Source organism: Janthinobacterium sp. C22 (assembly GCF_057919405.1).
Genome location: NZ_CP193659.1, coordinates 5,887,166 through 5,912,856 on the forward strand (window position 1 = coordinate 5,887,166; position 25,691 = coordinate 5,912,856).

The window sequence follows — 25,691 nt, forward strand, 5'->3', positions numbered from 1 at the left end:
TAGGCAACACGAGAGACGTACATTTTCTGTCTTTTTTGAATATCTTTTTTTATATCAATTTTTAGCACGGCCCCGCACACAATTTAACGCGAGAACGGCTCCGCTTCCGGCTCGGCCGCCCCTTCCTCCACCGCCTCCGTCAACACGGGCACCTCCTTCTTCTTCCTGCGGCCGAACGGCTTGCGCAGCAAGACCCAGTATTTCGACGGCGCACCCGGCTCCGCCGCTTGCCTGCGCTTGCGCACGGCATACACGATGAGCGCCGTCAGCAGCAGGAAGAGCACAGTGCCGATACCGAGCCACAGCAAGCCGTTGCCGCCCGATTTCTTTTCCTTGTCGGCCGCAGGCGCCGCGTGCAGGGGTTTGGGCTTGGCATGGGGCGCTTCCGCCACGGCTGGCGCGGCAGCGGGCGGCACGGCGGCCGTGGCGGCGGCAGGCAGGGCCAACGCCTGCTGCAAGACGCCGATCTTGCCTTCCAGTTCACCGAGCTTTTCATTCAAGGCCGTATTTTTCTCGTCCAGCGCCACGCATGCCGCCGCCTGCCCCGCATCCGCCTGCGGCGCACAGGCGGCCACGGGCGCCGTGGCGCGGCGCAGTGGCGGCGGGCGCAGCGCAGCGGCGGCCGGCTTCGGCGCGGCGGGCGGCGCCACGAACACGCTGGCCGGGCGCACCATGCCCTCGGCCCGCGCGCGGGCCGCCAGCGCGGCGGCGTCGGGCGCCAGCATGCCAGGCACGGCGCGCGGCAACGGCGCAGGCGCGAGCAAAGGCGCGGGCGCCGGAACGGCTGGCCTGGCCGGCGCACTGGCGGCGGCGGGCGGCGCCGGCGTCAGCCACAAGGTAGCCAGGCGCACGATGGCGCCATTGCCATTCCCCAGCAATAAGTACAAATGCACGTGGCCCGCCTGGATCGCTTGCCGCGTGGCCACGCGCACATACTGCCGCCCACCGCGCTCAAACGGGCTGATCGTCAAGGTTTGCAGGGCCGCATCCATGCCGATGCCGCCGCCCCGGTACACATCGGGCGAGGCGAGGCGCACGGCCACGCCGTTGGCCTCATCTGGCGCCAGGGTCGTCAGCTCGATTTCGGCCAGCAGAGGCTGGCCCACGTGCGACTGCACCGCCAGCTCGCCCAGTTCGGCCGCCATAACGGGCGGCAAGGCCAGGCTGGCGGCGGCGCACGCGATCAGGGACCAACGGGGAAGGATGCTGCTCTGCATGGACTGATCGCTTTGATAACGGGATAAATAATGGGGACTCGCCTGTCTTTAACGGCAGGAAATCGCAAAAATATAGATGGGTCAGGGCAAAAATGATGCAATACAGCATCATCCTGTGTCTTTTTGACGTCTGGAGTACACTCGATCCACCTCCATCGATGAAAGGGATGCCATGAGCAGCAGAATCGAACGCGACAGTTTTGGCCCGATCGACGTACCCGCCGACCGGCTGTGGGGAGCGCAAACGCAGCGCTCGCTCGAGCACTTCCATATCTCCACGGAAAAGATGCCGCCCGAACTGATCGCCGCCCTGGCCACCGTCAAGCGAGCGGCCGCCCACGTCAACCTGGACCTGGGATTACTGGATGGCAAGAAAGCCATCGCCATCACGCAGGCGGCCGACGAAGTGCTGGCCGGCAAGCATGATGCGGAATTCCCGCTGGCCGTCTGGCAGACGGGGTCCGGCACGCAAAGCAATATGAACATGAACGAAGTGCTGGCCAACCGCGGTTCCGAGCTGATCGGCGGCTTGCGGGGCGCCGGGCGCCTGCTGCACCCGAACGACGACGTCAACCTGGGCCAGTCCTCGAACGACATCTTTCCCACCGCAATCCACGTGGCGGCGGCGCTGGCCGTCGCCAACACGGTCTTGCCGCCGCTGCGCCAGCTGCGCGCCACCCTGGATGAGAAAGCCACGGAATTTGCCGACATCGTCAAGATCGGCCGCACCCATTTGCAGGATGCGACGCCGCTGACCCTGGGCCAGGAATTTTCCGGCTACGTGGCGCAGCTGGACTTCGCCGAACACATCATCACCGCCTCGTTGCCGCCGCTGCTGCAGCTGGCCGCCGGCGGCACGGCCGTGGGCACGGGCTTGAATGCCCACGTGGAATTTGCCGGCCGCATTGCGGCGGAACTGGCGCGCCTGACGGGCCAGCCATTCGAAACGGCCAGCAACAAGTTTGCCGCCCTGGCCGCCCACGATGCCTTGGTGGCCGCCCATGGCGCCTTGAAAACCCTGGCCACGGCCCTGATGAAAATCGCCAACGACGTGCGCTGGATGGCGTCCGGCCCCCGTTCCGGCCTCGGCGAAATCACCATCCCCGAAAACGAGCCGGGCAGCTCCATCATGCCGGGCAAGGTCAATCCCACCCAGTGCGAAGCGCTGACCATGCTGTGCTGCCAGGTGTTCGGCAACGACGTGGCCATCACGGTAGGCGGCGCCTCGGGCAATTTCGAGCTGAACGTCTTCAAGCCCTTGATTGCACACAACTTCCTGCAAAGCGCGCGCCTGCTCGGCGACGGCATGCGCAGCTTCGATGAGCATTGCGCACACGGCATCGCGCCGAACCGTGGTCGCATCGCCGAACTGATGGAACGCTCCTTGATGCTGGTCACGGCACTGGCGCCGCACATCGGCTACGACAAGGCGGCGCAAATCGCCAAGCAAGCCCAGCACGAAGGCACGACCTTGAAGCAAGCGGCGCTGGCCCTGGGCTTTGTGACGGAAGAGCAATTCAGTGCATGGATCGTTCCCCTGGAGATGACGCAGCCCAAAAAAGTTAAGGCTCAGCCTGCATTCCCCCTCGCTTCATGTAAACTATGACCTTAGTTGACACCGTCATTCAGTGTTGAAAACACATCGTTGCAATAAGGGATACAATGCAAAAAGTAAGCTTTGATTTAACATCCGAGTTCGTCGAGCTGAACCAGCTGCTGAAGCTGGTCGGCTTATGCGACAGCGGTGGCGCAGGCAAGGTCATGGTCGATAGCGGCGTGGTGAAGGTCGATGGCAAGAAGGAATTGCGCAAGACCGCCAAGATCCGCGCCGGCCAGGTCGTCAGCGTGGGCGAGATCCGTATCACGGTCGTCGGCCCCGCTTGATGCCGGCATGGGGCGCGAAAGCAGCCCCATGCGTCCAGCCTGCCTGCCAGCCCGGCTGCCTGGATCAAGCTGCAACACGTCGTTATTGTCAGATAAATATCGATTGCAGAAGGGAAGCGCCATGGACCATCCCGAACAAGGTACGCGCAGCCAGGAACGCCTGATCGGCGACTTGCGCCAGGTAATAGAAAACGCGGAAGAATTACTGCGTAACACAGACAAATACACCAGCAGCCTGTACCAGAGCGCGCGCGCCAGGCTGCAGCTGGCCCTCGTCGCGGCCACCGCCGAACTGGCCCGCTTTGAAGAGGAGCAAGTCACGCGCATGATGGACGCCACGCTGGCCGCGAACGCGCTGTACCGCGATCAGACGGGCGAAGCGCGCGTGCTGCGCGCCTTCGAATAAATAATTACGCCGCCAACACCGCATGCGCCAGCCACTGGCGCAAGTGCGCGGCCAGGTCGAATGCCGGGTCCAGCTCGAACGCCGCATCGAGCGCGGCGCCGAACGTGCGGCCCTGCCGCAAGGCCAGCAAGGCCGCATGCGCGGCCGCATCCAGCACCAGCACCTGCGCTTTCCAGCGCGGCCGGCACACCAGCGCGTAACTAGCCGTCTGCATATCCTGCGGAAATACCCCCTGCCCTTCACCCTCTTGATGCGCCTGCCACAGGGCCGCCGCTTGCCAGTTCGATGCCAGCAAGGCACAAGCGGGATGCAAGGTGAAACACCGCGTTTCCAGTTGATCGGCATGCAAGGCGGCCAGCGCCTCGGGCGCCAGTGCCTGCGCATCGGCCGCGTAATGGGCCAGGTGCAAGGCCCATTCCAGGCGCGCCACATCGGGCAAATAGGGCAATTCGCCGGCTGGCGGGAACTTGGCGAGAAAATCGGCGAAACGGGCGCCAAACTGGTTCAAATCGGCGCTATCCGACGGAGATTGCCGGCCGTATGCGCGCGCCAGGCCGCCAAAGAACGCCTCGCCCACCAGCGCCAGCACGACGGGGTAGACCTGGCTCAGGGTGCGGCGCCAGGTGGCGCCCAAGCTGCCACGGTACAGCGAAAAACGCTGCGGCGCCGCGTCTCCCGCGAACGCTGGCAGAACTGCCGCCGTATCGAGCAAGGCGGTGGCGAACGCTTGCTGGCCGGCCGCCAGCGCGTCAAGCGACGCGGGTGGCGGTGACGGCAGCGGCGCCATCCCAAGCCATGGCGTTTGCGGCGTATGGCGCGCCAGCATGGCTTGCGCCTTGTCCGCCTCGCCCAGCAGGATATCGAGCGGCGGCAACTCCGTATCCCATTCGACCAGGGTGGGAATGGCGCCAAAGCGCCGCAAGGCGGCCGCATATAACGCCCAGACGGGGTCGGCCACGGCGGCGCCATGATGGTCGACCACGGCGTGCGGCGTCAGCAGATGGCCGCCCAGGTGCAGCTCGCCCACGCTGCCCGGCGCGATGGCTTGCATCGCAAGCAAGGCGTCTTCGCCGTGGTTACACTGGTTCACATACAGATTATTGATATCGAGCAGCAGCCCGCAGCCGCTGCGGCGCGCCAGTTCCGCCAGGAATTGCGCCTCGCTCATGGCATCGTCGGCAAAACGCAGGTAAGTGGAGACATTCTCCAGCAAGATCGGCCTTTTCAACACATCCTGCACCCTCCCCACCCTTGCACACAGCAAATCGAGGGCCGCGCCATTCAAGGCCAGCGGCAACAAATCATTGAGTTGCTGCTCCGCCACGGCGCCCCAGCACAAGTGCTCCGACACGAGGACCGGCTCGATGCGCTCGACCACGGCGCGCACGCGCCGCAAATGGTCCTCGGAAAAGCCCCGCGCGGAACCCAGGCCCAGGCCCACGCCATGCAGGCTGATCGGGTAATCCTGGCGCAAGGTGCGCAGCACATGGCTATCCCAGCCCGAAGGCTGCAGATAATTTTCAGTGTGCACTTCCAGCCAGCCGACCTGGGGCCGGCGCGCCAGGAAATCGCGGTAGTGCGCGGCGCGCAGGCCGACGCCGGCAAGCGCCTGGATGGGCGGCGGCATGGACAGGCGGCGGACGCTTAGGGCTGCGTGGCCGGCTTGGCCGCCTTGCCGGCCTTGATGGGCTTGACGGAACCGCCCGCCTGTTCGCACGTGCCCTTGGCTACATAGGCCCATTCCGTGGGCAGCTTGTCCGCCTCCGCCTGGCCCGCGCAGGAATGCGCGCCATCGGACGAGGCGCAATCGTTCTGCCCCGCCTTGGCCACGCCGTAGCATTTTTCCTTGTCGCCGGGGGCGGGACCATCGTGGGCGGCCGCATTGACGGCGGTACCGGCGCAGAGGCCAGCGAGGGCGGCGGCGATGAGAGCTTGACGTTTGTTCATGGGGATTCCTCTTGCATGGGTCAAAGTAAAGTGGGCACGCCCCGGGCTGCACGATGGGCAACGCGAGGTGATGCACGCCATTTTACTGAATCGGCCGATTCATGGCGAACAGAGACGGAAGGAAGGCGAAAAGGAAGCGGAAAAGACAGACAACAACGCCCACGCGCCACCGTCGGCGACGGTGGTGTGGGCGTATCTATGGCGAGCGCCAGGCTGGCGCCGCGGGACCGCGCTCAGGCTGTCGTGTTGATGCGGTTGCCGAGGTGAGCCGGCAGACTCGGCGCCGACTGTACCGGCGGCAGCGCTGCCAGCAAGGCGGTGGCGGTCGAGCTTTGGATATCCTGGGCTTTTTTCAGGACAGTCAAGCCGACGGCTTGCCGCGTGCCTGTCTCCGCCATCGTGGTTGACAGTTGAGCAATGCTTCCGACGTCCATACGTTTCTCCAATGAGGTTCTACCCTTGTTAACGGATGCCGCAGGCAAACCTTTAACTTATTTTTTCAGCTTATTTTCCAACTGCAGCAGCAACCAGCCCAGCACCTGCTCGCGCGCATTCAAGTCCAGCCATTGCACGCCCTCGCGCAGGCCGGCCGGCGCCGGGCTGTCGGAGGCGACGGCGATCACGTACGGGTCATGCGGATATAAGGGTGCTTGCCCCACTTCCGCGCGGAACACTTCCAGCTTGGGGATAGGGTCCGTCTTGAAGCCCTCGACCAGGGTCAGGTCTGCCGGCCCCATGCGGGCCAATTGCTGCGCCAGGCCCGGTTCGGGCGCGCCGCGCAGCTCATGCACGATGGCAAAGCGGTACGGCGACGCCACCAGCACTTCCGCCGCCCCGGCCAGGCGCAGGCGGGCGCTGTCCTTTTGCGGCGGCTCCAGCGCCAGGTCATGGTGGCTGTGCTTGACCAGGTTGACGCGCAAGCCGCGCGCCGCCAGTTCCTTCACCACAAATTCCAGCAGGGTCGTCTTGCCGCTACCGGAACGGCCGATCACACCCAGTACCGGGTGGGTGGGCATCGCATCGTGCATGGTCACTCCTTGATTGAGAAGGAATGATTATACGCAGCCCCACGGGCGCCAGCGCCTTGCATTGCCCAAGCCATCGCACAGGTCAAGCGCCGCCGGATTTTCCGCCATTCCCCCCGTCAAAGGGGGCCGGCGGACCACCCTGCCGCGGGCGCCGGCCCGCCGACTTCGGCGCCTTCTTGCCCGCAGTTTTGCCCGCAGCCCTGCCATTTTGTGCCTGCGCATTCCTGGCCGTGCGGGCCAATTGCCGGTGGGCGGCGATCGCCCCCGCCTCGGCATCGGACTGGAAGGGGACGGCGGCAGCGGCAGCCACCTCGCCATCAGGCTGGCAAGCGGGCGCCAGCGGGGTGAAGTCCTGCGCCCGCACATCGGCTTCCCAGGCGGCCCGCTGCGCCGCCACACTAGCGGGCACGGCCGGCGCCGCGCGGGCGTGCGCCAGGGTCAGCACGGCGCCCAGGCCGCTGGCGGCCGCCACGCGCGCGCCCATCTGGGGCAAGCTGCCATCGGCGGCGCGGCAAAAGCGCTGCAGGATGGTCTTGATGATCGACGTGTGGTCGACCACCTCGTGGCTGACGCTGCCCGGCGCGATCAGCGGCGACACCAGCAGCATGGGCACGCGCACGCCGTACTGGCGAAATGCGGGGTCGTCATCGATGGCGGCGCCAGGCGGTACATGGTCGAAAAAGCCCCCGTGTTCGTCATAGCTGAGGATCAGCAAGGTGCGCGCCCAGGCGGGACCGCGCGACAGGGCCTGATAGACCTGCGCCACCAGCGCCTGGCCGGCGCGGATATCGGCCGGCGGATGGTCGTCGTTTTCAAAAAATGCGGATCGATCCAGCTGACCGGGGGCAAGGTACCCGCCAGCGCGTCGCCGATGAAGCCATAGCGGCGCGCGCTGGAGCCGAACGGCTCGTACAGCTCGGACGAGCGGTAATGGTCGTCCGTCAGCGCCAGGCTCCAGGGTTTCCAGGCGGAATAAAATTTCCAGCCGACCTGGGCGCGGTCCAGGTGGCGCACGAAGGATTTGTTCGCATACAGGGGCACGCGCTTGCTATCCTTGCTGCCGGCCGCCTTGCCGCTGACCGCATACAGGCGGTTGGGCCAGGTGGCGCCAGGCACGGCGCTGTAGCAGCGGTCGCAGACGCAGAACTGCTGCGCCAGGAAATCGTACATGGGCAAGTCGGCCGCATTGTAGTAACCCATCACCAGATCGATGTCGGGGTCGCCCGGGTGCGTTTGCGCATAGTTGTCGACAAAACCGCCGTTATTGTTTTGCAATTGCTGCGCCACCGACAGGCCCGTGTGCGACGGGTCTTGCTGCGGGCCGAAGGCCGTGCGCCGCAAATGGTGCACGGGATAGCTCACGCCCGCATGCACATTGGCATGGCTGGCCTGCAAGCCGTCGATGTCGGTGCGCCCGCCTTCCAGGCTCAGGTAGCCGAGCATGTGGTCGAACGAGCGGTTTTCCATCATCAGCACGACGATATGGTCGATGCGCGCCAGGTTTCCCAAGCCATGCGCATCAAACGCACCCTCACCAGCAGCTGCGGCAGCAATCATGGGACCTCCCCGGCCGCGCACACGGGCGCAGCGACCCTGGTTCGACCAGGCCAGGCCAGTATGGTTCAGCTATGACGGCCCGGCCTTGATGCACAACAACTCAGTACGGCACGCGGTAGCGGTAGCCCTTGAAACTGAAGATGGCCGCCTTCGGCTGCAACTTTTCCAGCACCAGGCCGGGCGCCAGCTCCTCGCCTTCGTGGCGCAGGACCTTGTCGATCAACAATAAACGATCGGCCGGATTCTTCGAATAGATATAGCCGCCGATGGCGATCGGCGGGATTTGCCGCTGTATCGGCTCGGGCAAGTCGCGCATGCCCGGCACGCTTTCTTCGGTCGCAGGCGCGGGCACGGCGGGCACCGGGGCCGCAACGGGCGGCGGCGCGGCCTGGACGGGCGGCTTCGGTTCCTGCTGCGGTTCCGCCACGGGCCTGGCATGGTGCACGGGTGCGGCCGTGGCCGCCGGCGGCACGGGCGCGACTTGCGTGACGGGGGCCGGCGCAGGCGCGGGCACTGGTGGCGGGACTGCCGGCGGAACGACTGCCGGCATCGGCGCGGGCACAGCCTGGACCAGCACGGCAGGAGCGGCCGCAGGTACAGGCACGGGCGGCGCCGCCCCGCCTGCCAAGGCTGCCACAGCAGCAACGCGGCGGCCAAGGCCAGCGTCACGCCGCCCAGCGCCAGCCAGACGGGCGCGCGCCGCGCCGCGCCGGACGCCGCGCCATCGTGCAGCTGCACTTGCGGTGCGTGGATCGACGGCAACTCGCCCAGCTGGCGCTCGGCTTGCGATTTTTTCAGTGCTTCAAGTATGTAGGACATCTTATTTCCCCGCCACCATCGCCGTCGCAGCGGGCGCCGCCACGGCAGGCGCCGCGCTGCTCAGGCGCGGCTCCGCATTGTCACCCAGCTGCATCAGGCGTATATATGTTTTCGGACCCGCCAGGCCATCGGCGCGCAGGTTCTGGCTTTGCTGGAAAGCGCGCAGCTGGCTTTGCATCTCGGCATCGAGCGGCAGATTGGCGGCCGGCGCCGGCAAGCCCCGCTGTTGCGCCAGCCGCTGCGCCAGCCAATCCACGTCGGCGCCGCGCGCGCCCAGCGGCACCTCGTCGCGCCAGCTGCGCGGGGCGCGCCAGAAGGTCGTGAAACCGCCATCGCTGCGCTGCGCCAGCTGGGCCAGCGGCAAGTCTTGCTGTTGGCCGTCGAGCATCAAGGTGGCCGTATCCCCCTGCAGACGCGTCAGCAGCGCCAGCTGTTCCGTGCCACCCGGATCGCGCAAGACCAGCATGGCGGGACGGTCCAGCACGCGCAGCTCGGCGATGCCGCCCCGGCTGTGCAGGCAGCGCAGGCCGGTGCGGGCGCCCGCCTGGCAAGCATCGCCAGCCGGCAACTGCTCGCCCCACAGACTGGCCAGCTGGCGCAGCACGGCGTTGCGGTCCGGCACGCTGACGGGCGCGGGCGCAGGAACAGGTGCGGCAACGGGCGCCGGTGGCGCTACCACGGCGGGTGCTTTCGCCACGGCCACTGTGGCAGGCGCGTGCGGCATGAAATGCCAGGCCAGCGCGGCCGTGACCAGCGCACCGGCCAGCACGCCGCCGGCCACGTGCGGCCAGCGCAAGCCCCGTCCGGCAACCGGCGTCCCCTCTTCCGCAAACACTTCCTCGGCGGCACGGCGCAGTATCTGGCGCGTCACTTGCGGCTGGTTTTCCACGTAGGCGCCCAGCAGCGCGCGGTCGCACAGCAGGTTGATGCGGCGCGGCACGCCTTTACTCAAGGCATGGATGGGCGCCATCAGGCGCGGCGCGAACGGCGTCTGCGCCGTGCTGCCCGCCACGGCCAGGCGGTGGCGGATGTAGCTGGCCGTTTCCCCGGCCGTCAGCGAACCCAGGTGATACCGGGCGATCACGCGCTGCGCCAGCTGCTCCAGTTCGGGCCGCGCCAGCATGGCGCGCAATTCCGGCTGGCCGATGAGGATGATCTGCAGCAGCTTGCGCTCGCTCGTCTCCAGGTTGGTCAGCAAACGCAATTGTTCGAGCACGGCGGCGGACAGGTTTTGCGCTTCATCGATGATCAGCACATTGTTCTTGCCCTGCGCATGGCTGGCCAGCAGGTGCGCATTGATGGCGTCGACATAGCCTTTCACGCTGGCCACGCCGGGCGCCAGGGCGATGCGGAATTCCTCGCAGATCGACAGCAGCAATTCCTCGACGGACAATTTCGGATTGAAGATATAGGCGAGCTGGCAATTCTCCGGAATCTGCTCCATGAAGCAGCGGCACACGGTGGTCTTGCCGGCACCGATTTCTCCCGTCAGCAGCACGAAGCCGCCGCCGCTGCCCACGCCATACAGCAAGTGCGCCAGCGCTTCGCGGTGGCGTTCGCTCATGAACAGGTAGCGCGGATCGGGGGCAATCGAAAACGGCGATTGCTTGAGCTGGAAATAATGCGTGTACATGGAGACCCTGCGGATGAAACGATCAAAATGCGCGACGGCAAGCCGAGACCCTCAGCGGGTGCGGGCGGGCGGCAACGGCTTGTATTTGGCGCAATACACTTTCGCCTTGCTGCGAAAGTAGACGATTTTACTGCCAGGCACGGAACCACGGACAGGAAAGGCGGAATTGTCGAGTTTATTGAAACGCAGGCCCGAAGCGCCGCGGATGGCCGGCTCCAGCTTTTCCGGTGTCGCGTCCGCCACCACGCCCATGAAGACGAGGGGACTGGTGTCGTCGCTGACGATGACGTCGGTAACGGGCGCGCCCCACAGGGTCGCTTCCGTGCGGAACCAGTAGGCGCCCCCTTCATGCTTGTAGGCGGGGCCGAAGGCCGTCAGCAGATAGGCATAAAAGGCCTTGTTGTCGATCTGGTCGATGCACAGCACGGCATTGCCCACCACTTGCCCGAACGTGCTCGGCGCCGGCTTGGCCTGCGCCAGCACGCCGGACACGGGCACGCCGCAGGCCAGCAGGGCGAACGCCGCCAGCAGGGCCGGCGCACGCCACGGGCGCGTCAAGGTACGGCGCACGCGCATGATCAGCGCTTGCGCTCTTCTTTCTTGACCTTCTTGGCTTCCTTCTTTTCTTTCATGGTCTTGGCCGGTTCTTTCTTGGCTTCCTTCTTGCTGTCCTGTGCCTTGCTCATCATCTACTCCATGCCTGGGCGGAAATGCCAGGGCCATTATGACACTCCCCATGAAAATGCCACGTCATTTCCCCCATGCAATAGACCCGCCCGGCAAGCACAGTCAGCGCATGCGCTTATTTGCAAAAAGACGTTTGCATTTTCATTTTATTGTGTTTTAATACACGCAATTTATAAAAAGATATTATTTCTGTGCTGCATGAGCAACACCGGAAAGCATACACACTGGGGACAGGACATGGACCGGCATACGGCGGGGCCATGCGTGATCGACTTACAGCCCTCGGCAGAAATACAGAACATGATGAGAAAGATGATCTTGCTGTGCGCGGCCCTGTCGCTCTGGGCCGCTGGCAACACGCATGCGGCGCGCACGCCGCCGATCCAGGTGGCCGCGTACCAGGCGCCGCCCGCCCCACTGGCCGCGCGCCTGGCCAGTTTTCAGTCGCCCGACGCCAGTCCGCGCGTGCGCGCCCCGGATGAACCGAGCACGCATTCGCTGCTGCTGGTCGCCATCGTGCTGCTGAGCCTGCGCATGCGCGCCAGGGCCACTACCAGCAGCGAAAAATTCAGTACCTGACGTGAAAACGGCCGCGCAAGGCGGCCGCTCCAGTCACGCGTCAGCGCACTATCAATGCAGGCACAGACGGCGGCGCGTCTTTTCGATCAGCGCCGCATCGTAGGGATACAGGTTCTCGATAAAGAACAATTCCGTTTCCGCCTCGTCTTCCAGGCACATTTCGATCATGACCGGGCCATCGCTTTCGCGGCCCAGGAAATCCTTCGGCCAGCGGTTCTTGCGGTGCGTGCGCATCATTTCCATGCCCAGCGCGGCCAGCGGCGCCGACACACCGGCGGCCAGCGCCTCTTGCTGCCAGTCGTCCCAGTACTCGCTCTTTGCTGCCTTGTCGTTCATCATGCTCTTCCAACTCAGGTGTAAAAGGCGGACTTTACTCTTCATGGCGTCCCTTGCCAAGCATGCATACAAGCAATACCGCGCGGCCAACAACAGACCAGTTCGAAAAAATTGGCATTAAACAAGGCCAATTTCAATACCATTTCCAATCGACAAAAACTCCTTTATTAACAACAGCTTGCGGCGAATTTTCCGGGCGCGACACATCAAGCGCAAGAATATTTTACAATACCACTTAAATACCTCTTGACTAGCCATCGGGGCAACAATATAGTGCCTTCAGCTTTTTCGCCGCCCGACAAATAAAAAACCGAGACAGGCGCATCCAACCATAAGCGGGACTGCATAACATGATCGAATACATAATCGGCGTCGACGGCGGGGGCAGCGGTACCCGCGTACGCCTGGCGCGCCTCGATGGCCAGGAACTGGCACAGGGACAAAGCGGCCCATCCGGCCTGGGACTGGGCATCGAACGGGCCTGGACCTCCGTGGCGCACGCCGTCACCCTGGCCTTCCGCACGGCCGGCCTGGAACAGCCCTCCTTGCAGCGCATGGCCATCGGCCTGGGCCTGGCCGGCGTGCACAACAAGCAGTGGGCCGCCAGCTTCGTCGAACACAATCCCGGCTATGCCTTGGTGGCGCTCGAATCGGACGCCCTGACCACCTTGCTGGGCGCGCACGCGGGCCAGCCGGGCGCCATCGTTGCCATCGGCACGGGCAGCGTGGGCGAAGTGCTGCACGCGGACGGCAGCCGCCACGAAGTGGGCGGCTGGGGCTTCCCCTCCGGCGACGAGGCGGGCGGCGCCTGGATCGGCATGCGCGCCATCAACCATGCGCAGCAAGTGGTCGACGGCCGCGTGCCCGGCAGCGCCTTCGCCACGGCCGTCATCGACGCCTGCGGCGGCCAGCGCGACGCCATGCAGGTGTGGCTGGCGGCCGCCAGCCAGACCAATTTCGCGCAACTGGCGCGCCTGGTGCTCGAACACGCGGCCAGCAATGCCGTGGCGCGCGCCATCCTGACCGACGCGGGCCAGCAGATCGCCCTCATCGCCAGGGCGCTCGACCCGGCCGGTACCTTGCCCGTGGCCCTGTGCGGCGGCCTGGCGGCACCCTTGTCCGCCTACCTGCCGGCGGAACTGCTGAAACTGGTCGTGCCGGCACAGGGCGACTCGGCCGCAGGCGGCCTGCGCCTGATACGCAAGCACTTGCGGGAGCAATGACCATGCTGGCCAAACTGTCCGCCTTCAAACCGAATCCCGCCAGCGACACGCCGCTCTACATGCAGCTGGCGAACATGCTGTCGGACGGCATCGCCAGCGGCGACTGGCGCGCCAACCAGGCCTTGCCCTCCGAGCGCGTGCTGTCGGAGATCCTGGAAATCTCGCGCGTGACGGCGCGCAAGGCCATCGACATGCTGTGCGACCGGGGCATGCTGACGCGCAAGCGCGGCTCGGGCACCTACATCACGCCCAAGCTGGAACAGCCGCTGTCGCGCCTGACGAGCTTTTCGGAAGAATTGCGCCAGCGGGGCTTCACGGCCGGCTCGCGCTGGCTGCAGCGCGACATCGGCTCGGCCGCGCCGCTGGAACTGCTGTCGCTGGGACTGTCGCCGCACATGCCGGTGGCGCGTTTGCGCCGCCTGCGCACGGCCGACGAAGTGGTGATGGCGATCGAGACGACCACCATCCCCGCCCTGTACATGCCGGACCCGCAGCAGGTGACCGATTCGCTGTACGGCTACCTGGAGTCGCGCGGCACCATCCCGATGCGCGCGCTGCAGCACATCCGCGCCGTCAACGCCACGGCGGAACAGGCCAAGCTGGCCAATATCAAGACGGGTGAAGCCATGCTGCACATCACCCGTGTCAGTTATCTCGACAACGGCGCAGCGGTGGAACTGACCCACTCGTATTGCCGCAGTGATTATTATGAATTCGTAGCGGAGTCGCGCAGATGAGCAGCACTATCAAAGGCAATATCCTTACCCCCGGCGGCTGGATCCACGGCGCCATCGCCTTCGGCGAAAGAGTCGACAGCATCACGGGCGATTCCCTCCACCCGTCGGGCAACAGCGACGACTACATCCTGCCCGGCTTTATCGACCTGCACGTGCATGGCGGCGCCGGCAAGGACATCATGGAAGGCGGCGAAGCCGTCTACACCATCGCGGCCATCCACGCGCGCCACGGCACCACCAGCCTGCTGGCCACCACCATGACGGCGCCGCCGGAAGATATCGACATGGCCTTGACGGCCATCGGCATCGCCGCCAAGCACCGCCGCCCGAACACGGCGCGCGTGCTGGGCGCCCACCTGGAAGGCCCGTACATCAATTCCGGCAAGCTCGGGGCGCAGCCGAACTACGCGCGCGCCGCCACGCTGGCTGAAATCGAGCGCCTGCAAACCCTGGCCAAGCTGCGCGTCATCACCGTGGCGCCGGAAATCGCCGGCCACCTGGACCTGGTGCGCGCCCTGGCCGACGCCGGCGTGCGCGTGCAGATCGGCCATACGCTCGGTTCCTATGAAGACGGCGTGGCCGCGCTGGAACACGGCGCCATGGGTTTCACACATCTGTTCAACGCCATGAGCGGCCTGCACCACCGCGAGCCGGGCATGGTCGGCGCCGCCCTGGCGCACGCCGAATACGCCGAACTGATTCCCGACCTGCTGCACGTGCATCCGGGCGCCATCAAGGTGGCCCTGCGCGCCATCCCGCGCCTGTACTGCGTCACCGATTCGACGGCCGCCACCGGCATGCCGGACGGCGAATACATGCTGGGCCGCCATGCCGTGCAGAAATGCATGGGCGGCGTGCGCCTGCCCGACGGCACGCTGGCGGGCAGCACCCTGACCCTGGACCAGGCGCTGCGCAACCTGGTGGGACTGGGACTGGACCTGGCCGACGCGTCCAGGCGCGTGTCGACCAACGCCGCCGATTACCTGGGCCTGGAAGAACGCGGCCGGCTGGCCCCGGCACCTACGCCGATCTGGTGGTACTCGATCGCGACCTCAAACTCAAAGCTGTCTATATAGAAGGAGAAATCTGTGACCTCAATGATGCTTAAAGAAGCCGTTTCCGCCGCCGAATGCGTCGCCCTGCAACTGGCCAGCGACACGGAACGCTACGCGGAACTGGGCCGCAAATTGAGGAGCACCTCGTTCTCGACCGCGCTGACCATCGCGCGCGGCAGCTCCGACCACGCCTGCAACTACGTCGCCTACCTGATCATGGCGCGCCTGGGCCGCGTCGTCGCCTCGCTGCCGATGTCGCTGGTGACCCTGAACAAATCGCCGCTGGTGACGCGCGACACCTTGGCCATCTCGATCTCGCAATCGGGCCAGAGCCCGGACGTGGTCGAACCGATCCGCTACTTCCGCGACGGCGGCGCCACCACCGTGGCCCTCGTCAACGACATCGATTCGCCGCTGGCGCACGCCGCCGAATGGGCCATGCCCCTGCGCGCCGGCAAGGAACAAAGCGTCGCCGCCACCAAGAGCTTCATCACCAGCCTGGTCGCCGGCGCGCGCATGGTGGCCCAGTGGCAGAACGATCCCGAGCTGCAGGCCGGCCTGGAAGCGCTGCCTGAAGCGCTGCTCGAAGCGACCCGCGTCGACTGGTCGCCGGCGATCGACGTGCTGGCCCCGGCCCGCAACATCATGGTCGTCGGACGCGGCATCAGCTTTCCCGTGGCGCTGGAGTCGGCCCTGAAATTCAAGGAAACCTCGGCCCTGCAGGCGGAAGCCTTCAGCGGCGCCGAAATCAAGCACGGCCCCATGGCCCTGATCGAAGACGGCTACCCGCTGCTGATTTTCGCCACCCGTGGCCCGACCCAGGCCGGCCTGCTGCAATTGGCCACGGAGATGCGCGGGCGCGGCGCCAAGGTCTTGCTGGCGGCGCCCGCCGACGTGGCCGAGCGCGACCTGACCCTGCCCGTGGCGGCCACGCCGGACCTCGATCCGATCGTCGCCATCCAGTCCTTCTACGTGATGGCGGCAAAACTGTCGGCCGCGCGCGGCATGGATCCGGATGCGCCGCGCCACCTGAGCAAAGTAACAAAAACAAACTAAGCACTCTTCGGCAGCTTCGCCCCCGGCACGGGCGCGGCTGCCGTCAGCAGCACGCATATAAGCGACGGCAAGGGCATGTACCCGCGCCGCGGACTCATGGACATTGGAGCCTCGCGCTCCAGGATAAAAATGACGATCAAGAGACTGTTGGCGGTTGTTGCCTGCGCGGGCCTGCTCGCGCCACAGGCATGGGCCGCCGAGAAAATCGAATTCTGGACCTTCAGCATGAAGCCCAAGTTCACGCCGTATTTCAATGCGGTGGTGGCGCGCTATGAGGCGCAGAATCCCGGCGTCAGGATCGAATGGATCGACTTCCCGTGGGACGTCATCCAGACCAAGCTGGTCACGCGCATCGTGGCCGGCACGCCGCCCGCGCTGGTCAGCCTGAACGTGCCCTGGGCCGACGAATTTGCGCGCGACGGCTTGCTCACACAAGTCGATGACCTGATCGCGCCTGCGCGCGCCAGCTACATTCCCAGCGCCCTGGACGACCTGCGCTTCAAGGGCCGCACCTACGGTTTTCCCATGTACAGCAATGTCGCGGTGATCGCCTTCAATACCGATATCTTCAAACAGGCGGGACTCACGCGCGGCCCTGCCAGCCTTGATGAACAGCTGGCGTTCGCGCGCCAGATCGCGCAACGCACGGGCAAGGCCGGCATCGCCCCGGCGCTGTCGAAGATCGACGGCCTGTTCATGCAGCAGGGCCTGGCCGTCATCACGGACAAGCGCGCCGTCTTCAATTCGCCGCAGCACGTGGCGCTGGTGCAGAAACTGGCCGACACCTACAAGGTGGGCGGCCTGCTGAAGGAAAGCCTGTTCGCCGAAGATAACTTCCCGGCCGTCATCGACGCCTACAAGGGCGGCCGCCTGGGCATGCTGCTGGCGCCCCCCACGGCCATGCAGCGCATCCGCGGCGACGCGAAGGACATCTACGCCATCACCGACGTGGCGCCCGCGCCGCTGGGCCCCACCGGCATCGCCGATGGCGGCTGGCTGGTGCACTTCGCCATCCCGAAAGGCGTGCCGGCGCGCCAGCTGCCCTCGGTGGGCAAGTTCGCGCGCTTCCTGACGAACGATAAAAACCAGCTGGCGTTCGCGCGCCAGGCCAGCGTCTTCCCCACCACCGTCAAGGCGGCGGCCGATCCGTTCTTCCTCGCCACGCCGAAAACGCGGGCGCGGCCGAAAAAGCGGTGGCCGCCGGCGCCCTGTCGATGGGCCACTCGCGCACCCTGTACGTGGCCGGCATCGACGACTACGACGAACTGCGCCGCTCGCTGGTAAAAGCCGTCGAGGCGGGCGTGACGGGCAAGCAGGACGTGAAGCAGGCGCTGGACCAGGCCGTCGCCATCTGGAACCGCAAGCTGGCCACCCTGCCGCGCCACTAAGGACACCATGAAACTCGCCCACCGCCACACCCTGCAAGCCTGGCTGTTCCTCGCCCCGGCCCTGCTGCTGCTGGCCGCCTTTTCCTTCTGGCCCGTCGGCTACGGCTCCGTGCTGGCCTTCACCGACTACAGCCTGATACGCGAGACGCGCTTCGTCGGCCTCGACAACTTCCGCTACATCTTCAACAACGAGATGTTCGTCTCGGGCCTGAAGAATTCGCTGATGTTTTTACTGATGGTGCCCTTCGTGCAGGTGGGCGCCATCACTCTCGCCGTGCTGGTGAACAACCGCCTGCCCGGCATCCGTTTGTTCCGCGCCGCCTTCTACGTGCCCGTGGTGACCACCGTGTCCGTCGTCGGCATCATGTGGGGCTTCATGTTCCACGAACAGGGCGCGCTCAATTACGTGATGATGACGTTAAAACTGGTGAACGCGCCCGTGGGCTGGCTGACGAACGACAGCCTGGCCCTGTTTGCCGTGATGTTCGTCACCTTGTGGCGGGGCCTGGGCTGGTACATGGTGATGTACCTGGCGGCCCTGCAATCGATCCCGTCGGACATGCAGGAAGCGGCCATGCTCGATGGGGCCAGCCGCTGGCAGCGCTTCTGGAAGATCACCGTGCCGATGCTGCGCCCGACCATCATGCTGTGCTCCATCCTGTCCGTGCTGGCGGCGCTGAAGGCTTACCAGGAAGTCGACGTGCTGACCCAGGGCGGCCCGATGAATTCCACCTTCACGGCGCTGTACTACGCCTACGACCAGGGCCTCAAGCACTTGAAACTGCCGCGCGCGCTGGCGGCCAGCTTCGTCGTCTCGCTGTTTTGCATCGCCATCGCCCTGCTGTGCCTGCGCTACCTCAAACCCAAGCACCGCTGACCGGGACAAGACCATGCAAAAACGTTCCCGTCCCCTGAAAACCCGTCTGCACATGCTGGGCCACTATGCCGTGCTGTGCGCGATCGCCGTCGTCTGCGTCTTCCCGTTCTGGTGGACCCTGGTGACGGCCATTTCCACGCAAGGCAATATCTTCGCCTTCCCGCCCACCTTCTGGCCCAAGGCGCCGTCTTTTGAGAACTTCGTCGAAGTGTTCAACGCGATCCCGATCTGGTCGTTCTTCAAGAACTCCGTGCTGATCGCCGTGTTGACCGTGTTCTGGAAGCTGCTGCTGTGTTCACTGGCCGCGTATCCGCTGGCGCGCCTGAAATTCCGTGGCCGCAGACTGGTGTTCGGCCTGATCCTGGCAACCCTGGTGCTGCCGTCGGAAGTGAACTTCCTCGTCAACTTCATCACCATCACGCAAATGAGCCTGGTCGACACCTACACGGGCGTGATCCTGCCCAACGTGGTGACGGCCGTGGCCATCTTGCTGCTCAAGCAGGCGTTCGAGGAAGTGCCGCAAGACCTGATCGACGCGGCGCGCGTCGATGGCGCGTCCGAGTGGGTCATCTTCAGCCGCATCATGCTGCCGCTGATCACGCCATGGCTGGCCACCGTCGGCATCCTGACGGCCGTCGAATCGTGGAACGAGTACATCTGGCCGTCCATCGTCATGAGCAAGCCCGATGAGTTCCCGCTGTCGGTGGGCGTGCTGTATTTGCGCGGCACCTTCGGCAGCAGCACGCGCGTGATCGCGGCCGGCACCTTGATCACCATCGTGCCGGCCCTGCTCGCCTTCCTGTTTACCCAACGCTTCTTCATGCGCGGCATGGACGGCGCCGTCAAATGAAAACGTCTCTCGATAAGGAAGCCTCCATGCACGACAAGCGCATCAGCATCAGCAAACGCAGCCCGATCACCTGGGTGCCCACCTTGTACTTCGCCCAGGGCTTGCCGTTCTACGCGGTGGCCCTGGTGGCCGGCCTGATGTTCAAGAGCATGGGCGTGCCGAACGACCAGATCGCCCGCTGGACGGGCCTGATCGGCTTTGCCTGGGTCTTCAAGTCGCTGTGGAGCCCCTTCCTCGAGCTGGCGTCGAGCAAGAAGAGCATGGTGGTGCTGTTCCAGTTCGCGGGTGGCCTGAGCCTGGGCCTGATCGCGCTGGCCCTGCAAACGCCGCTCTGGTTCGCCGCCTGCATCGCCGTGCTGTTCGTCGCCGCGCTGGCCTCGTCCACGCACGACATCGTCTGCGACGGCCTGTACATCGCCAGCCTGTCGGACAAGCAGCAGGCCGCCTACGCGGGCTGGCAAGGCGCCTTCTTCAACGCGGGCAAATTCATCTCGCTGGGCGGCCTGGTGATCCTGGCCGGCTATCTGGAGAAAAAGATCGGCATCCAGCCCGCCTGGTCGGTGATCTTCCTGATCATCGGCGCCATGATGCTGTCGCTGGCCGCCTACCACCTGTGGGCGCTGCCGCAGGTGCGCAACGCGGCCGTGGCCGACAAGAGCGTGGCGGGCATCAGCCGCACGCTGTGGGACGTGCTGGTGGACTTCCTGAAAAAGCCCGGCATCTGGGGCATGATCGCCTTCATCATCCTGTTCCGCGCGGGCGAGGCGCAAGTGCAGACCATCGGCCCGCTGTTCCTGCGCGAAGCGCGCGAACTGGGCGGCCTGGGCCTGTCGACGACGGAAGTGGGCGCCGTGTACGGCACGGCCGGCACCGTGGCCTTTTTGCTGGGCAGCATAGGCGGCGGCTACTTCACGTCGTGGCTGGGCCTGAAGCGCGCCATGTTCTTCCTGATCCTGGCCATGAACTTGCCGAACCTGGTGTTCTACTACCTGAGCCACAGCATGCCGACCGACCTGACCCTGATCACGGCCGCGCTCAGCGTGGAGATGTTCGGCTATGGCTTCGGCTTCGTCGGCCTGATCCTGTTCATGATGCAGGTGGTTTCTGTCGGCAAGTACCAGACGGCCCACTATGCGTTCGCCACCGGCGTGATGCAGCTGGGCTTCGTGCTGTTCAAGATGATCAGCGGCGACATCCAGACGGCGCTCGGCTACAAGACCTTTTTCCTGTGGGTGCTGGTGTCGGCCGTGCCCGTATTGATCCTGTCGCGCTTCATGCGCATCGGCCCGAAGGATACCTCCGACCCGTCTGACGCCGGCGCCACGTCCGCGCCGGCCAGCGCCAGCTAGGAATCGCACAACCCATGGCACACATCGCTTTAAAGAATATCGTCAAGCTGTACGACGACAAGCACCCCGTCATCCACGGCATCGACCTCGATATCCGCGACGGCGAATTCGTCGTCTTCGTGGGGCCGTCCGGCTGCGGCAAATCGACCCTGCTGCGCATGATCGCCGGGCTGGAAGACATCACCGACGGCGAGCTGCATATCGGCGGCCAGCTGGCCAACGACATCGCGCCGGCCGAGCGGGGCCTGGCCATGGTCTTCCAGAGCTACGCCCTGTATCCGCACATGACGGTGTACGAGAACATGGCCTTCGCCCTCTCCCTGGCTGGGCATAAAAAGGCCGAGGTGCGCGCCGCCGTCGAGCGCGCGGCCGAGATCCTGCAGATCACGCCACTGTTGAAACGCAAGCCGAAGGACCTGTCGGGCGGCCAGCGCCAGCGCGTGGCCATCGGCCGCGCCATCGTGCGCAAACCGCAGGTCTTCCTGTTCGACGAACCGCTGTCGAACCTCGATGCCTCGCTGCGCGTGCAGATGCGCGTGGAAATCTCGCGCCTGCACCAGGAGCTCAAGACCACCATGATCTACGTCACGCACGACCAGGTCGAGGCGATGACCCTGGGCGAGCGCATCGTCGTCTTCAATGGCGGGCGCATCGAACAGGTGGGCAGTCCGCATGAGCTGTACAACAATCCCGGCAACCTGTTCGTGGCCGGCTTCCTCGGCGCGCCGAAGATGAACTTCATCGCTTGCGACGCCGTCGCCTGCGGTCCCGGCACGGTGGCCGTGCGCCTGCCCGGCGGCGCCGTGATCGACGTCGAAGCGCACGGCGAGAGCGTGGCGCCGGGCGAGCGGCTGACCCTGGGCGTGCGGGCCGAGCACGTCAGTCTGCAGAACAGGGAGACGGCGGGCGGCCATGCGGAAAACAACGTCGTCGACGCGGCCGTCAGCCATGTCGAATACCTGGGCGACGTGGCCATCGTCTACGCCAGCATGCCGGGCGTGAGCGAGATGCTGGCCGTCAAGCTGCCGGCCGAGGATGGCTTGCGCCAGGCGGGCGACGCCATGCGCCTGCATCTGCCGCCGCAGCGCTGCCTGCTGTTCAATGCCAAAGGGCAAGCCCTGGCGCGCACGTTTGGCGCTCCAGCCCAGCCGTTTATGTGACAATGCCGTTGTTTACCATGCTGCCGCCCTTTGACTTGTGCGGTCAGGATGGCAGAATACGTGTTTTTAAGATTCCCTGCCCCCGGCAAATGCCGCCGCACACTGTTGCGGCAACCAGTACCGGAGCGTATTTTTGTTATTGATTGAAGGATAACCCATGTCCCAATTCCGCCTTGCCCGTCTTAGCCTGCTCCTGGCCGCCATCGGCCTGAACGTCCTGCCAGCCCTGTCGCACGCGCAGGATGCCAAACCGGCCGCCGCTGCTGCCGCGCCGGCCGACTCGGTGCGTCCTGAAGTGTTCAAGCTGCTCGATCCGGTTGCCGTGAAGGCATCGATGGATGCGAAAAACTACGCCGACGTACAAAGCCGCATCGACCAGGCTGCCGCCATTCCCGCCCTGACGCCGTATGAAACGTTCGTGCTGAACCGTCTGCGCGTGGCACTGGCGTCGACCACCAACAATGCACCGATGGCCATGACGGCGCTGGAAGCGGTCATCGAATCGGGCAAGCTGGACAAGAAAGCCCAGGGCGACTTCATCCAGGCGCTGGCCAACTACCACTACAACGCCAAGGATTATCCAAACGCCATCAAGTGGTTCACCCGCTACCAGACGGAAACAGGCGACGTGGCCACCATGCGCCCGTACATCATCCGCGCCTACTACTTCAGCAATGATTTCGCGCGCGCGAAACAGGAACTGATGGCCGACCTGACGGCCAAGCAGCAAGCGGGCAAAACGCCGACCATCGAAGAACTGCAATTGCTGGCCAATACGGGTTCGAAAAGCAAGGACCCGGCTACCTACCTGGTCGCCATGGAAAACCTGGTGCGCTACTACCCGTCGGATGACTACTGGAGCGATCTGCTGAGCCGCACGCAAGGCAAGGCCGGCTATTCCGACCGCTTCGCGCTCGACGTGCTGCGCCTGCAATTCAAGGCCGTGGGCACCATGCCGCCGCAAGACTACAGCGACATGGCTGAAATTGCCTTGCAGAATGCCTTCCCGACAGAAGCGAAAAAAGTGCTGGACGCCGGCTTTGCCAAAGGCGTGCTGGGCACTGGCGCAAATGCCGCCAAGCACAAGAAACTGCGCGACCAGGCCAACAAGGCTGCCGCCGACGATGCGAAAAACATCGCCAGCGGCGAAGCGTCGGCCATGAAGAGCAAGGATGGCACGGGCTTGATCAACCTCGGCTACGCCTTCGTGACGATGGACCAGTTCGACAAAGGTATCGACCTGATCCAGAAAGGCATCGCCAAGGGCGGCCTGAAGCGTCCTGAAGACGCCAAACTGCGCCTCGGTTATTCCTACGCCATGGCCGGCAAGAAAGATGACGCCATCAAGGTCCTGGAAACCGTCAAGGGCGGCGATGGCGTGGGCGACCTGGCACGCTACTGGATCCTGTGGCTGAACCGTCCTGCCACGGCAGCGGCGGCACCGGCGGCAGCGGCACAGTAATTCCTGTTCCCGCCAGCATGCGCAAGGCAGTTCCCGGCTCACGCCGGGGCTGCTTTTTCGACCTTTGCCCTCCTTCCATGCCGCCAGCCACTGTCGCCACTGCCACCGCCGCCGAACGATTGACCAGCCTGGACGCCTTCCGCGGCTGCGTGATCGTCGTCATGATCTGGGTCAACTATCTGGCCGGCATGCCCGGCATCGCCTGGTGGCTCGAGCATGCGGGTCCGCGCGCCGACGGCATCACCGTGCCCGACCTGGTCTTTCCCGGCTTCCTGTTCATGGTCGGCATGGCCATACCGCTGGCCTTGCAGCGCCATTGCGGCCACGTCACGCCCGCCCTGCTGGGGCGCCTGTTGTGGCGCTCCGGCAGCCTGATGCTGGCCGGCGTGGTGCTGGCCAATGCCTACCGCTACGATGCGCAGGCGGCGCCGCTGCCGCACGCCGTCTACTTCCTGCTGTTTTATGTGGCCATGATGCTGCTGTGGCGCCAGGGCGCGGGCAAGCTGGAGCTGGCCGTGGGTGGCGCGCTGATGCTGTTCCTGCTGGCGACGTTCCGTGGAGAACTGAACAGCGAGTTTTCCAGCACCTGGCTGCAGCCGTCGTGGTGGGGCATCCTCGGCATGATAGGCTGGTCCTACCTGCTGTGCAGCCTGCTTTACCTGGCGTGCCGGGGCAGCGGCACGGCCCTGATGGGCATATTTGCCCTGCTGCTCGTGCTGTACATGGGCGGCACGGCGGGCAGCCTGGATTTCCTGCCTGCAGGCATCAATGCCTTCGTCAACGTGCCGCAGGTGCTCGGCTCGACGGCCGCCAATGTACTGGCCGGCACCCTGGTGGGCCAGCTGTTCCTGCGCGGCGCCGCCCTGAGCCATGGGCAGCGCATCCGCTTCATGGCATGGTTCGCGCTGGGACTGTTCGCTGCCGGCCTGCTGCTGCGGCCGTATCACCACATCAACAAGATCGCGGCGACGGAATCCTACACACTCGTGTGCAGCGCCCTCATCCTGGCCCTGTTCCTCGTGTTTTATATCGTCATCGACGTGTGGCGCTGGCGCGCCTGGGCCGTGGTGCTCTTGCCGGCCGGCACCAATGCCCTGTTCGCCTACATCGTGCCCGACCTGTGGCAGCAGCTGGCGGCCGTGCTGCACCTGCCGCGCTTCTGGTGGCAGTATTGGGAAACGGGCGGCGCGGCCGGCCTGTGGGTTGCCGCCGCCGTCACCGCCCTGATGCTGCTGTTGACCGCCGTGGCCACCCGTTGCGGGCTGAAGCTGAAGTTCTAGCGCTAGACTTTGATATAAATCTTGCGCTTGTCCATCGCATAGGCGATCAGCCAGCACAGCAGCATGAAGCTGACGGCAAACAGCAGCGAGCCCACGCGCGCCGGCGCCCAGCCCGCAAACCAGTGCTGGTACAGCCACTGGTACAGGTTGCCGCCGCCGATGCGCACGGTAAACGCGATGATCACCAGCACTTCCGACACCAGGTAGATGAACAGGGTGTTCTTGCCGAAGACTTCAAAAATACGTCCAGCCCGTGCTCTTGCGCACGTCGATGACGAACATCAGCAGCGCCAGCAGCAGCAAGTCCAGACCGATACCCAGCATCACATAGGAGCTGCTCCACAGCTTCTTATTGATCGGAAACACTTCATTCCAGCACAAGGCCACGGCCACGCAGATGACGCCGGCCACGGCCAGTTGATACAAGCTGGAGCGCAGCCGTGCCGGCGCCGCCTGGCGCACGAAACTGCCCGCCAGGTAGCCGGCGATGACGTTGACGATGGCCGGCAAGGTGCCCAGCACGCCTTCCGGGTCGAAGGCGATGCCCTCGCCGTGGTACAAATGGCTGTCACCCAGCAAGATCAGGTCCAGCTTGGCCGGCGCATTGCCGTGCAGGCTGTAGTCGCCAAAACAGGCCAGGATGGCCCAGTAGCCGAGCAAGGAGCAGGCGCTGAAGACCAGTGCGCCGCGCGTCTTCCAGTAATGGAGGATCAGGGCGGCAGCCAGGTAGCACACGGCGATGCGCTGCAGCACGCCGGGAATGCGCGTGTGCGACAGGGGCGACCAGGCGAACTGGCCCGCGTCGTCGATCTTGAAGAAGGGAAACCAGTACAGTAAGAATCCCAGCAAGAAGATCAGCGCGCTGCGCTTGCACAGCCTGGCCAGCACGGCGCCATGCCCCAGGTGCTCATATTTCCCCAGCGCAAAGGCCAAGGCATTGCCGACGACAAACAAAAAGCTGGGAAAGACCAGGTCCGTGAGGGTAAATCCATGCCATTCGGCATGCAGGAAAGGCGCATACACGGCGCCCCAGTCGCCAGGGGTATTGACGACGATCATCAGGGCGACGGTCAGGCCCCGCAGGACGTCGAGGGCGAGGTAGCGTTGAGGTGCAATAGTCATGTCAAACAATTCCAAAAGATAAAAACCAGCTCCCCGCTT

The 25,691-nt window shown here is 65.0% G+C and carries 28 protein-coding genes and 1 pseudogene; 16 read left to right on the forward strand and 13 right to left on the reverse strand.

The annotated features are described in order from the left end of the window. Positions 1-83: 83 nt before the first annotated feature. Positions 84-1,217, reverse strand: a complete 1,134-nt coding sequence (locus ACRHIG_RS27720) for a type IV pilus assembly protein FimV (protein ID WP_489628593.1) — start codon at positions 1,215-1,217, stop codon at positions 84-86. Between the two features lie 172 nt (positions 1,218-1,389). On the opposite strand from ACRHIG_RS27720, the gene fumC reads away from it, so the two are divergent. From fumC to ACRHIG_RS27735, 3 genes are all read left to right on the forward strand, one after another. Beyond that, positions 1,390-2,823, forward strand: a complete 1,434-nt coding sequence (fumC, locus tag ACRHIG_RS27725; protein WP_489628594.1) for a class II fumarate hydratase — start codon at positions 1,390-1,392, stop codon at positions 2,821-2,823. A 56-nt stretch (positions 2,824-2,879) separates the two neighbouring features. Continuing rightward, a complete protein-coding gene (locus tag ACRHIG_RS27730) occupies positions 2,880-3,101 on the forward strand; it encodes an RNA-binding S4 domain-containing protein (protein ID WP_489628595.1) in 222 nt (73 codons plus the stop codon). A 121-nt stretch (positions 3,102-3,222) separates the two neighbouring features. Then, positions 3,223-3,507 (forward strand): hypothetical protein, encoded by a 285-nt coding sequence (locus ACRHIG_RS27735; protein ID WP_326459592.1) that lies wholly within the window; start codon positions 3,223-3,225, stop codon positions 3,505-3,507. Between the two features lie 4 nt (positions 3,508-3,511). Here ACRHIG_RS27735 and bufB read toward each other — a convergent pair whose 3' ends face one another. The 9 genes from bufB to ACRHIG_RS27780 all read right to left on the reverse strand — a co-directional run bounded on the left by bufB (position 3,512) and on the right by ACRHIG_RS27780 (position 11,067). Then, the gene (gene bufB, locus ACRHIG_RS27740) at positions 3,512-5,134 is read right to left on the reverse strand and encodes an MNIO family bufferin maturase (protein WP_489628596.1); all 1,623 of its coding nucleotides are present in this window, start codon (positions 5,132-5,134) and stop codon (positions 3,512-3,514) included. A 17-nt stretch (positions 5,135-5,151) separates the two neighbouring features. After that, on the reverse strand, positions 5,152-5,454 hold the full coding sequence (locus ACRHIG_RS27745; protein ID WP_489628597.1) for a BufA1 family periplasmic bufferin-type metallophore: 303 nt from the start codon (positions 5,452-5,454) through the stop codon (positions 5,152-5,154). A 233-nt stretch (positions 5,455-5,687) separates the two neighbouring features. Beyond that, on the reverse strand, positions 5,688-5,888 hold the full coding sequence (locus tag ACRHIG_RS27750) for a YjfB family protein (RefSeq protein WP_034781856.1): 201 nt from the start codon (positions 5,886-5,888) through the stop codon (positions 5,688-5,690). Between the two features lie 57 nt (positions 5,889-5,945). Next, complete coding sequence (gene mobB / locus ACRHIG_RS27755; RefSeq protein ID WP_489628598.1) at positions 5,946-6,482, reverse strand: molybdopterin-guanine dinucleotide biosynthesis protein B; 537 nt, start codon at positions 6,480-6,482, stop codon at positions 5,946-5,948. An 82-nt stretch (positions 6,483-6,564) separates the two neighbouring features. Continuing rightward, positions 6,565-7,248, reverse strand: a complete 684-nt coding sequence (locus tag ACRHIG_RS27760; RefSeq protein ID WP_489628599.1) for an alkaline phosphatase family protein — start codon at positions 7,246-7,248, stop codon at positions 6,565-6,567. Next, positions 7,191-8,039, reverse strand: coding sequence for an alkaline phosphatase family protein (locus ACRHIG_RS27765; protein WP_489628600.1), 849 nt, complete (start codon positions 8,037-8,039; stop codon positions 7,191-7,193). Before ACRHIG_RS27765 ends, ACRHIG_RS27760 begins: the two co-directional genes overlap by 58 nt. A 100-nt stretch (positions 8,040-8,139) precedes the next feature. Then, positions 8,140-8,643: a general secretion pathway protein GspB gene (locus tag ACRHIG_RS27770; protein WP_489628601.1), complete on the reverse strand. Its 504-nt coding sequence runs from the start codon at positions 8,641-8,643 to the stop codon at positions 8,140-8,142. 216 nt (positions 8,644-8,859) lie between these two features. Then, positions 8,860-10,491, reverse strand: coding sequence for an ExeA family protein (locus tag ACRHIG_RS27775; protein WP_489628602.1), 1,632 nt, complete (start codon positions 10,489-10,491; stop codon positions 8,860-8,862). A 51-nt stretch (positions 10,492-10,542) separates the two neighbouring features. Further along, positions 10,543-11,067: a hypothetical protein gene (locus ACRHIG_RS27780; RefSeq protein ID WP_489628603.1), complete on the reverse strand. Its 525-nt coding sequence runs from the start codon at positions 11,065-11,067 to the stop codon at positions 10,543-10,545. A 414-nt stretch (positions 11,068-11,481) separates the two neighbouring features. Here ACRHIG_RS27780 and ACRHIG_RS27785 point away from each other — a divergent pair, with 414 nt between their 5' ends. After that, a complete protein-coding gene (locus ACRHIG_RS27785) occupies positions 11,482-11,757 on the forward strand; it encodes a hypothetical protein (RefSeq protein ID WP_489628604.1) in 276 nt (91 codons plus the stop codon). Between the two features lie 51 nt (positions 11,758-11,808). On the opposite strand, the gene ACRHIG_RS27790 is transcribed toward ACRHIG_RS27785, so the two are convergent. After that, positions 11,809-12,096: a hypothetical protein gene (locus ACRHIG_RS27790; RefSeq protein ID WP_034759823.1), complete on the reverse strand. Its 288-nt coding sequence runs from the start codon at positions 12,094-12,096 to the stop codon at positions 11,809-11,811. A gap of 347 nt (positions 12,097-12,443) precedes the next feature. Here ACRHIG_RS27790 and ACRHIG_RS27795 point away from each other — a divergent pair, with 347 nt between their 5' ends. From ACRHIG_RS27795 to ACRHIG_RS27850, 12 genes and pseudogenes are all read left to right on the forward strand, one after another. Beyond that, positions 12,444-13,316: a glucosamine kinase nucleotide-binding domain-containing protein gene (locus ACRHIG_RS27795; RefSeq protein ID WP_489628605.1), complete on the forward strand. Its 873-nt coding sequence runs from the start codon at positions 12,444-12,446 to the stop codon at positions 13,314-13,316. A gap of 2 nt (positions 13,317-13,318) precedes the next feature. Continuing rightward, positions 13,319-14,053 (forward strand): GntR family transcriptional regulator, encoded by a 735-nt coding sequence (locus tag ACRHIG_RS27800; protein WP_099410621.1) that lies wholly within the window; start codon positions 13,319-13,321, stop codon positions 14,051-14,053. After that, positions 14,050-15,161, forward strand: a pseudogene (gene nagA, locus ACRHIG_RS27805) (N-acetylglucosamine-6-phosphate deacetylase). The gene ACRHIG_RS27800 and the pseudogene nagA overlap by 4 nt, the downstream one beginning before the upstream one ends. Beyond that, positions 15,151-16,164 (forward strand): SIS domain-containing protein, encoded by a 1,014-nt coding sequence (locus ACRHIG_RS27810; protein ID WP_152285307.1) that lies wholly within the window; start codon positions 15,151-15,153, stop codon positions 16,162-16,164. Before nagA ends, ACRHIG_RS27810 begins: the two are co-directional and overlap by 11 nt. 129 nt (positions 16,165-16,293) lie before the next feature. Continuing rightward, positions 16,294-17,448 (forward strand): ABC transporter substrate-binding protein, encoded by a 1,155-nt coding sequence (locus ACRHIG_RS27815; protein ID WP_489628606.1) that lies wholly within the window; start codon positions 16,294-16,296, stop codon positions 17,446-17,448. Continuing rightward, complete coding sequence (locus tag ACRHIG_RS27820) at positions 17,379-17,552, forward strand: hypothetical protein (RefSeq protein ID WP_489628607.1); 174 nt, start codon at positions 17,379-17,381, stop codon at positions 17,550-17,552. Before ACRHIG_RS27815 ends, ACRHIG_RS27820 begins: the two co-directional genes overlap by 70 nt. 7 nt (positions 17,553-17,559) lie before the next feature. Further along, positions 17,560-18,429: a carbohydrate ABC transporter permease gene (locus ACRHIG_RS27825; protein ID WP_475414318.1), complete on the forward strand. Its 870-nt coding sequence runs from the start codon at positions 17,560-17,562 to the stop codon at positions 18,427-18,429. A gap of 13 nt (positions 18,430-18,442) precedes the next feature. Continuing rightward, on the forward strand, positions 18,443-19,279 hold the full coding sequence (locus ACRHIG_RS27830) for a carbohydrate ABC transporter permease (protein WP_489628608.1): 837 nt from the start codon (positions 18,443-18,445) through the stop codon (positions 19,277-19,279). Positions 19,280-19,305: 26 nt separating this feature from the next. Then, on the forward strand, positions 19,306-20,628 hold the full coding sequence (locus ACRHIG_RS27835; protein WP_475414316.1) for an MFS transporter: 1,323 nt from the start codon (positions 19,306-19,308) through the stop codon (positions 20,626-20,628). Between the two features lie 14 nt (positions 20,629-20,642). Then, positions 20,643-21,788, forward strand: coding sequence for an ABC transporter ATP-binding protein (locus ACRHIG_RS27840; RefSeq protein ID WP_489628609.1), 1,146 nt, complete (start codon positions 20,643-20,645; stop codon positions 21,786-21,788). Positions 21,789-21,945: 157 nt separating this feature from the next. Beyond that, a complete protein-coding gene (locus tag ACRHIG_RS27845; protein WP_489628610.1) occupies positions 21,946-23,250 on the forward strand; it encodes a tetratricopeptide repeat protein in 1,305 nt (434 codons plus the stop codon). A 77-nt stretch (positions 23,251-23,327) separates the two neighbouring features. Next, complete coding sequence (locus ACRHIG_RS27850; RefSeq protein WP_489628611.1) at positions 23,328-24,530, forward strand: DUF5009 domain-containing protein; 1,203 nt, start codon at positions 23,328-23,330, stop codon at positions 24,528-24,530. A gap of 2 nt (positions 24,531-24,532) precedes the next feature. Here ACRHIG_RS27850 and ACRHIG_RS27855 read toward each other — a convergent pair whose 3' ends face one another. Both ACRHIG_RS27855 and ACRHIG_RS27860 read right to left on the reverse strand, forming a co-directional pair. Beyond that, a complete protein-coding gene (locus ACRHIG_RS27855; RefSeq protein ID WP_489628612.1) occupies positions 24,533-24,730 on the reverse strand; it encodes a hypothetical protein in 198 nt (65 codons plus the stop codon). Positions 24,731-24,764: 34 nt separating this feature from the next. After that, on the reverse strand, positions 24,765-25,652 hold the full coding sequence (locus tag ACRHIG_RS27860; RefSeq protein WP_489628613.1) for an acyltransferase family protein: 888 nt from the start codon (positions 25,650-25,652) through the stop codon (positions 24,765-24,767). Positions 25,653-25,691: the final 39 nt, after the last annotated feature.

Coding starts and splice junctions, on each gene's coding strand:
- ACRHIG_RS27815 (WP_489628606.1), top strand. CDS start 16,294: ATGACGATCAAGAGACTGTTGGCGGTTGTTGCCTGCGCGGGCCTGCTC.
- ACRHIG_RS27735 (WP_326459592.1), top strand. CDS start 3,223: ATGGACCATCCCGAACAAGGTACGCGCAGCCAGGAACGCCTGATCGGC.
- ACRHIG_RS27795 (WP_489628605.1), top strand. CDS start 12,444: ATGATCGAATACATAATCGGCGTCGACGGCGGGGGCAGCGGTACCCGC.
- fumC (WP_489628594.1), top strand. CDS start 1,390: ATGAGCAGCAGAATCGAACGCGACAGTTTTGGCCCGATCGACGTACCC.
- ACRHIG_RS27775 (WP_489628602.1), bottom strand. CDS start 10,491: ATGTACACGCATTATTTCCAGCTCAAGCAATCGCCGTTTTCGATTGCC.
- ACRHIG_RS27860 (WP_489628613.1), bottom strand. CDS start 25,652: ATGACTATTGCACCTCAACGCTACCTCGCCCTCGACGTCCTGCGGGGC.
- ACRHIG_RS27750 (WP_034781856.1), bottom strand. CDS start 5,888: ATGGACGTCGGAAGCATTGCTCAACTGTCAACCACGATGGCGGAGACA.
- ACRHIG_RS27820 (WP_489628607.1), top strand. CDS start 17,379: ATGGGCCACTCGCGCACCCTGTACGTGGCCGGCATCGACGACTACGAC.
- ACRHIG_RS27720 (WP_489628593.1), bottom strand. CDS start 1,217: ATGCAGAGCAGCATCCTTCCCCGTTGGTCCCTGATCGCGTGCGCCGCC.
- bufB (WP_489628596.1), bottom strand. CDS start 5,134: ATGCCGCCGCCCATCCAGGCGCTTGCCGGCGTCGGCCTGCGCGCCGCG.
- ACRHIG_RS27850 (WP_489628611.1), top strand. CDS start 23,328: ATGCCGCCAGCCACTGTCGCCACTGCCACCGCCGCCGAACGATTGACC.
- ACRHIG_RS27810 (WP_152285307.1), top strand. CDS start 15,151: ATGATGCTTAAAGAAGCCGTTTCCGCCGCCGAATGCGTCGCCCTGCAA.
- ACRHIG_RS27785 (WP_489628604.1), top strand. CDS start 11,482: ATGAGAAAGATGATCTTGCTGTGCGCGGCCCTGTCGCTCTGGGCCGCT.
- ACRHIG_RS27780 (WP_489628603.1), bottom strand. CDS start 11,067: ATGCGCGTGCGCCGTACCTTGACGCGCCCGTGGCGTGCGCCGGCCCTG.
- ACRHIG_RS27845 (WP_489628610.1), top strand. CDS start 21,946: ATGTCCCAATTCCGCCTTGCCCGTCTTAGCCTGCTCCTGGCCGCCATC.
- ACRHIG_RS27765 (WP_489628600.1), bottom strand. CDS start 8,039: ATGATTGCTGCCGCAGCTGCTGGTGAGGGTGCGTTTGATGCGCATGGC.
- ACRHIG_RS27835 (WP_475414316.1), top strand. CDS start 19,306: ATGCACGACAAGCGCATCAGCATCAGCAAACGCAGCCCGATCACCTGG.
- mobB (WP_489628598.1), bottom strand. CDS start 6,482: ATGCACGATGCGATGCCCACCCACCCGGTACTGGGTGTGATCGGCCGT.
- ACRHIG_RS27745 (WP_489628597.1), bottom strand. CDS start 5,454: ATGAACAAACGTCAAGCTCTCATCGCCGCCGCCCTCGCTGGCCTCTGC.
- ACRHIG_RS27790 (WP_034759823.1), bottom strand. CDS start 12,096: ATGATGAACGACAAGGCAGCAAAGAGCGAGTACTGGGACGACTGGCAG.
- ACRHIG_RS27800 (WP_099410621.1), top strand. CDS start 13,319: ATGCTGGCCAAACTGTCCGCCTTCAAACCGAATCCCGCCAGCGACACG.
- ACRHIG_RS27840 (WP_489628609.1), top strand. CDS start 20,643: ATGGCACACATCGCTTTAAAGAATATCGTCAAGCTGTACGACGACAAG.
- ACRHIG_RS27830 (WP_489628608.1), top strand. CDS start 18,443: ATGCAAAAACGTTCCCGTCCCCTGAAAACCCGTCTGCACATGCTGGGC.
- ACRHIG_RS27730 (WP_489628595.1), top strand. CDS start 2,880: ATGCAAAAAGTAAGCTTTGATTTAACATCCGAGTTCGTCGAGCTGAAC.
- ACRHIG_RS27825 (WP_475414318.1), top strand. CDS start 17,560: ATGAAACTCGCCCACCGCCACACCCTGCAAGCCTGGCTGTTCCTCGCC.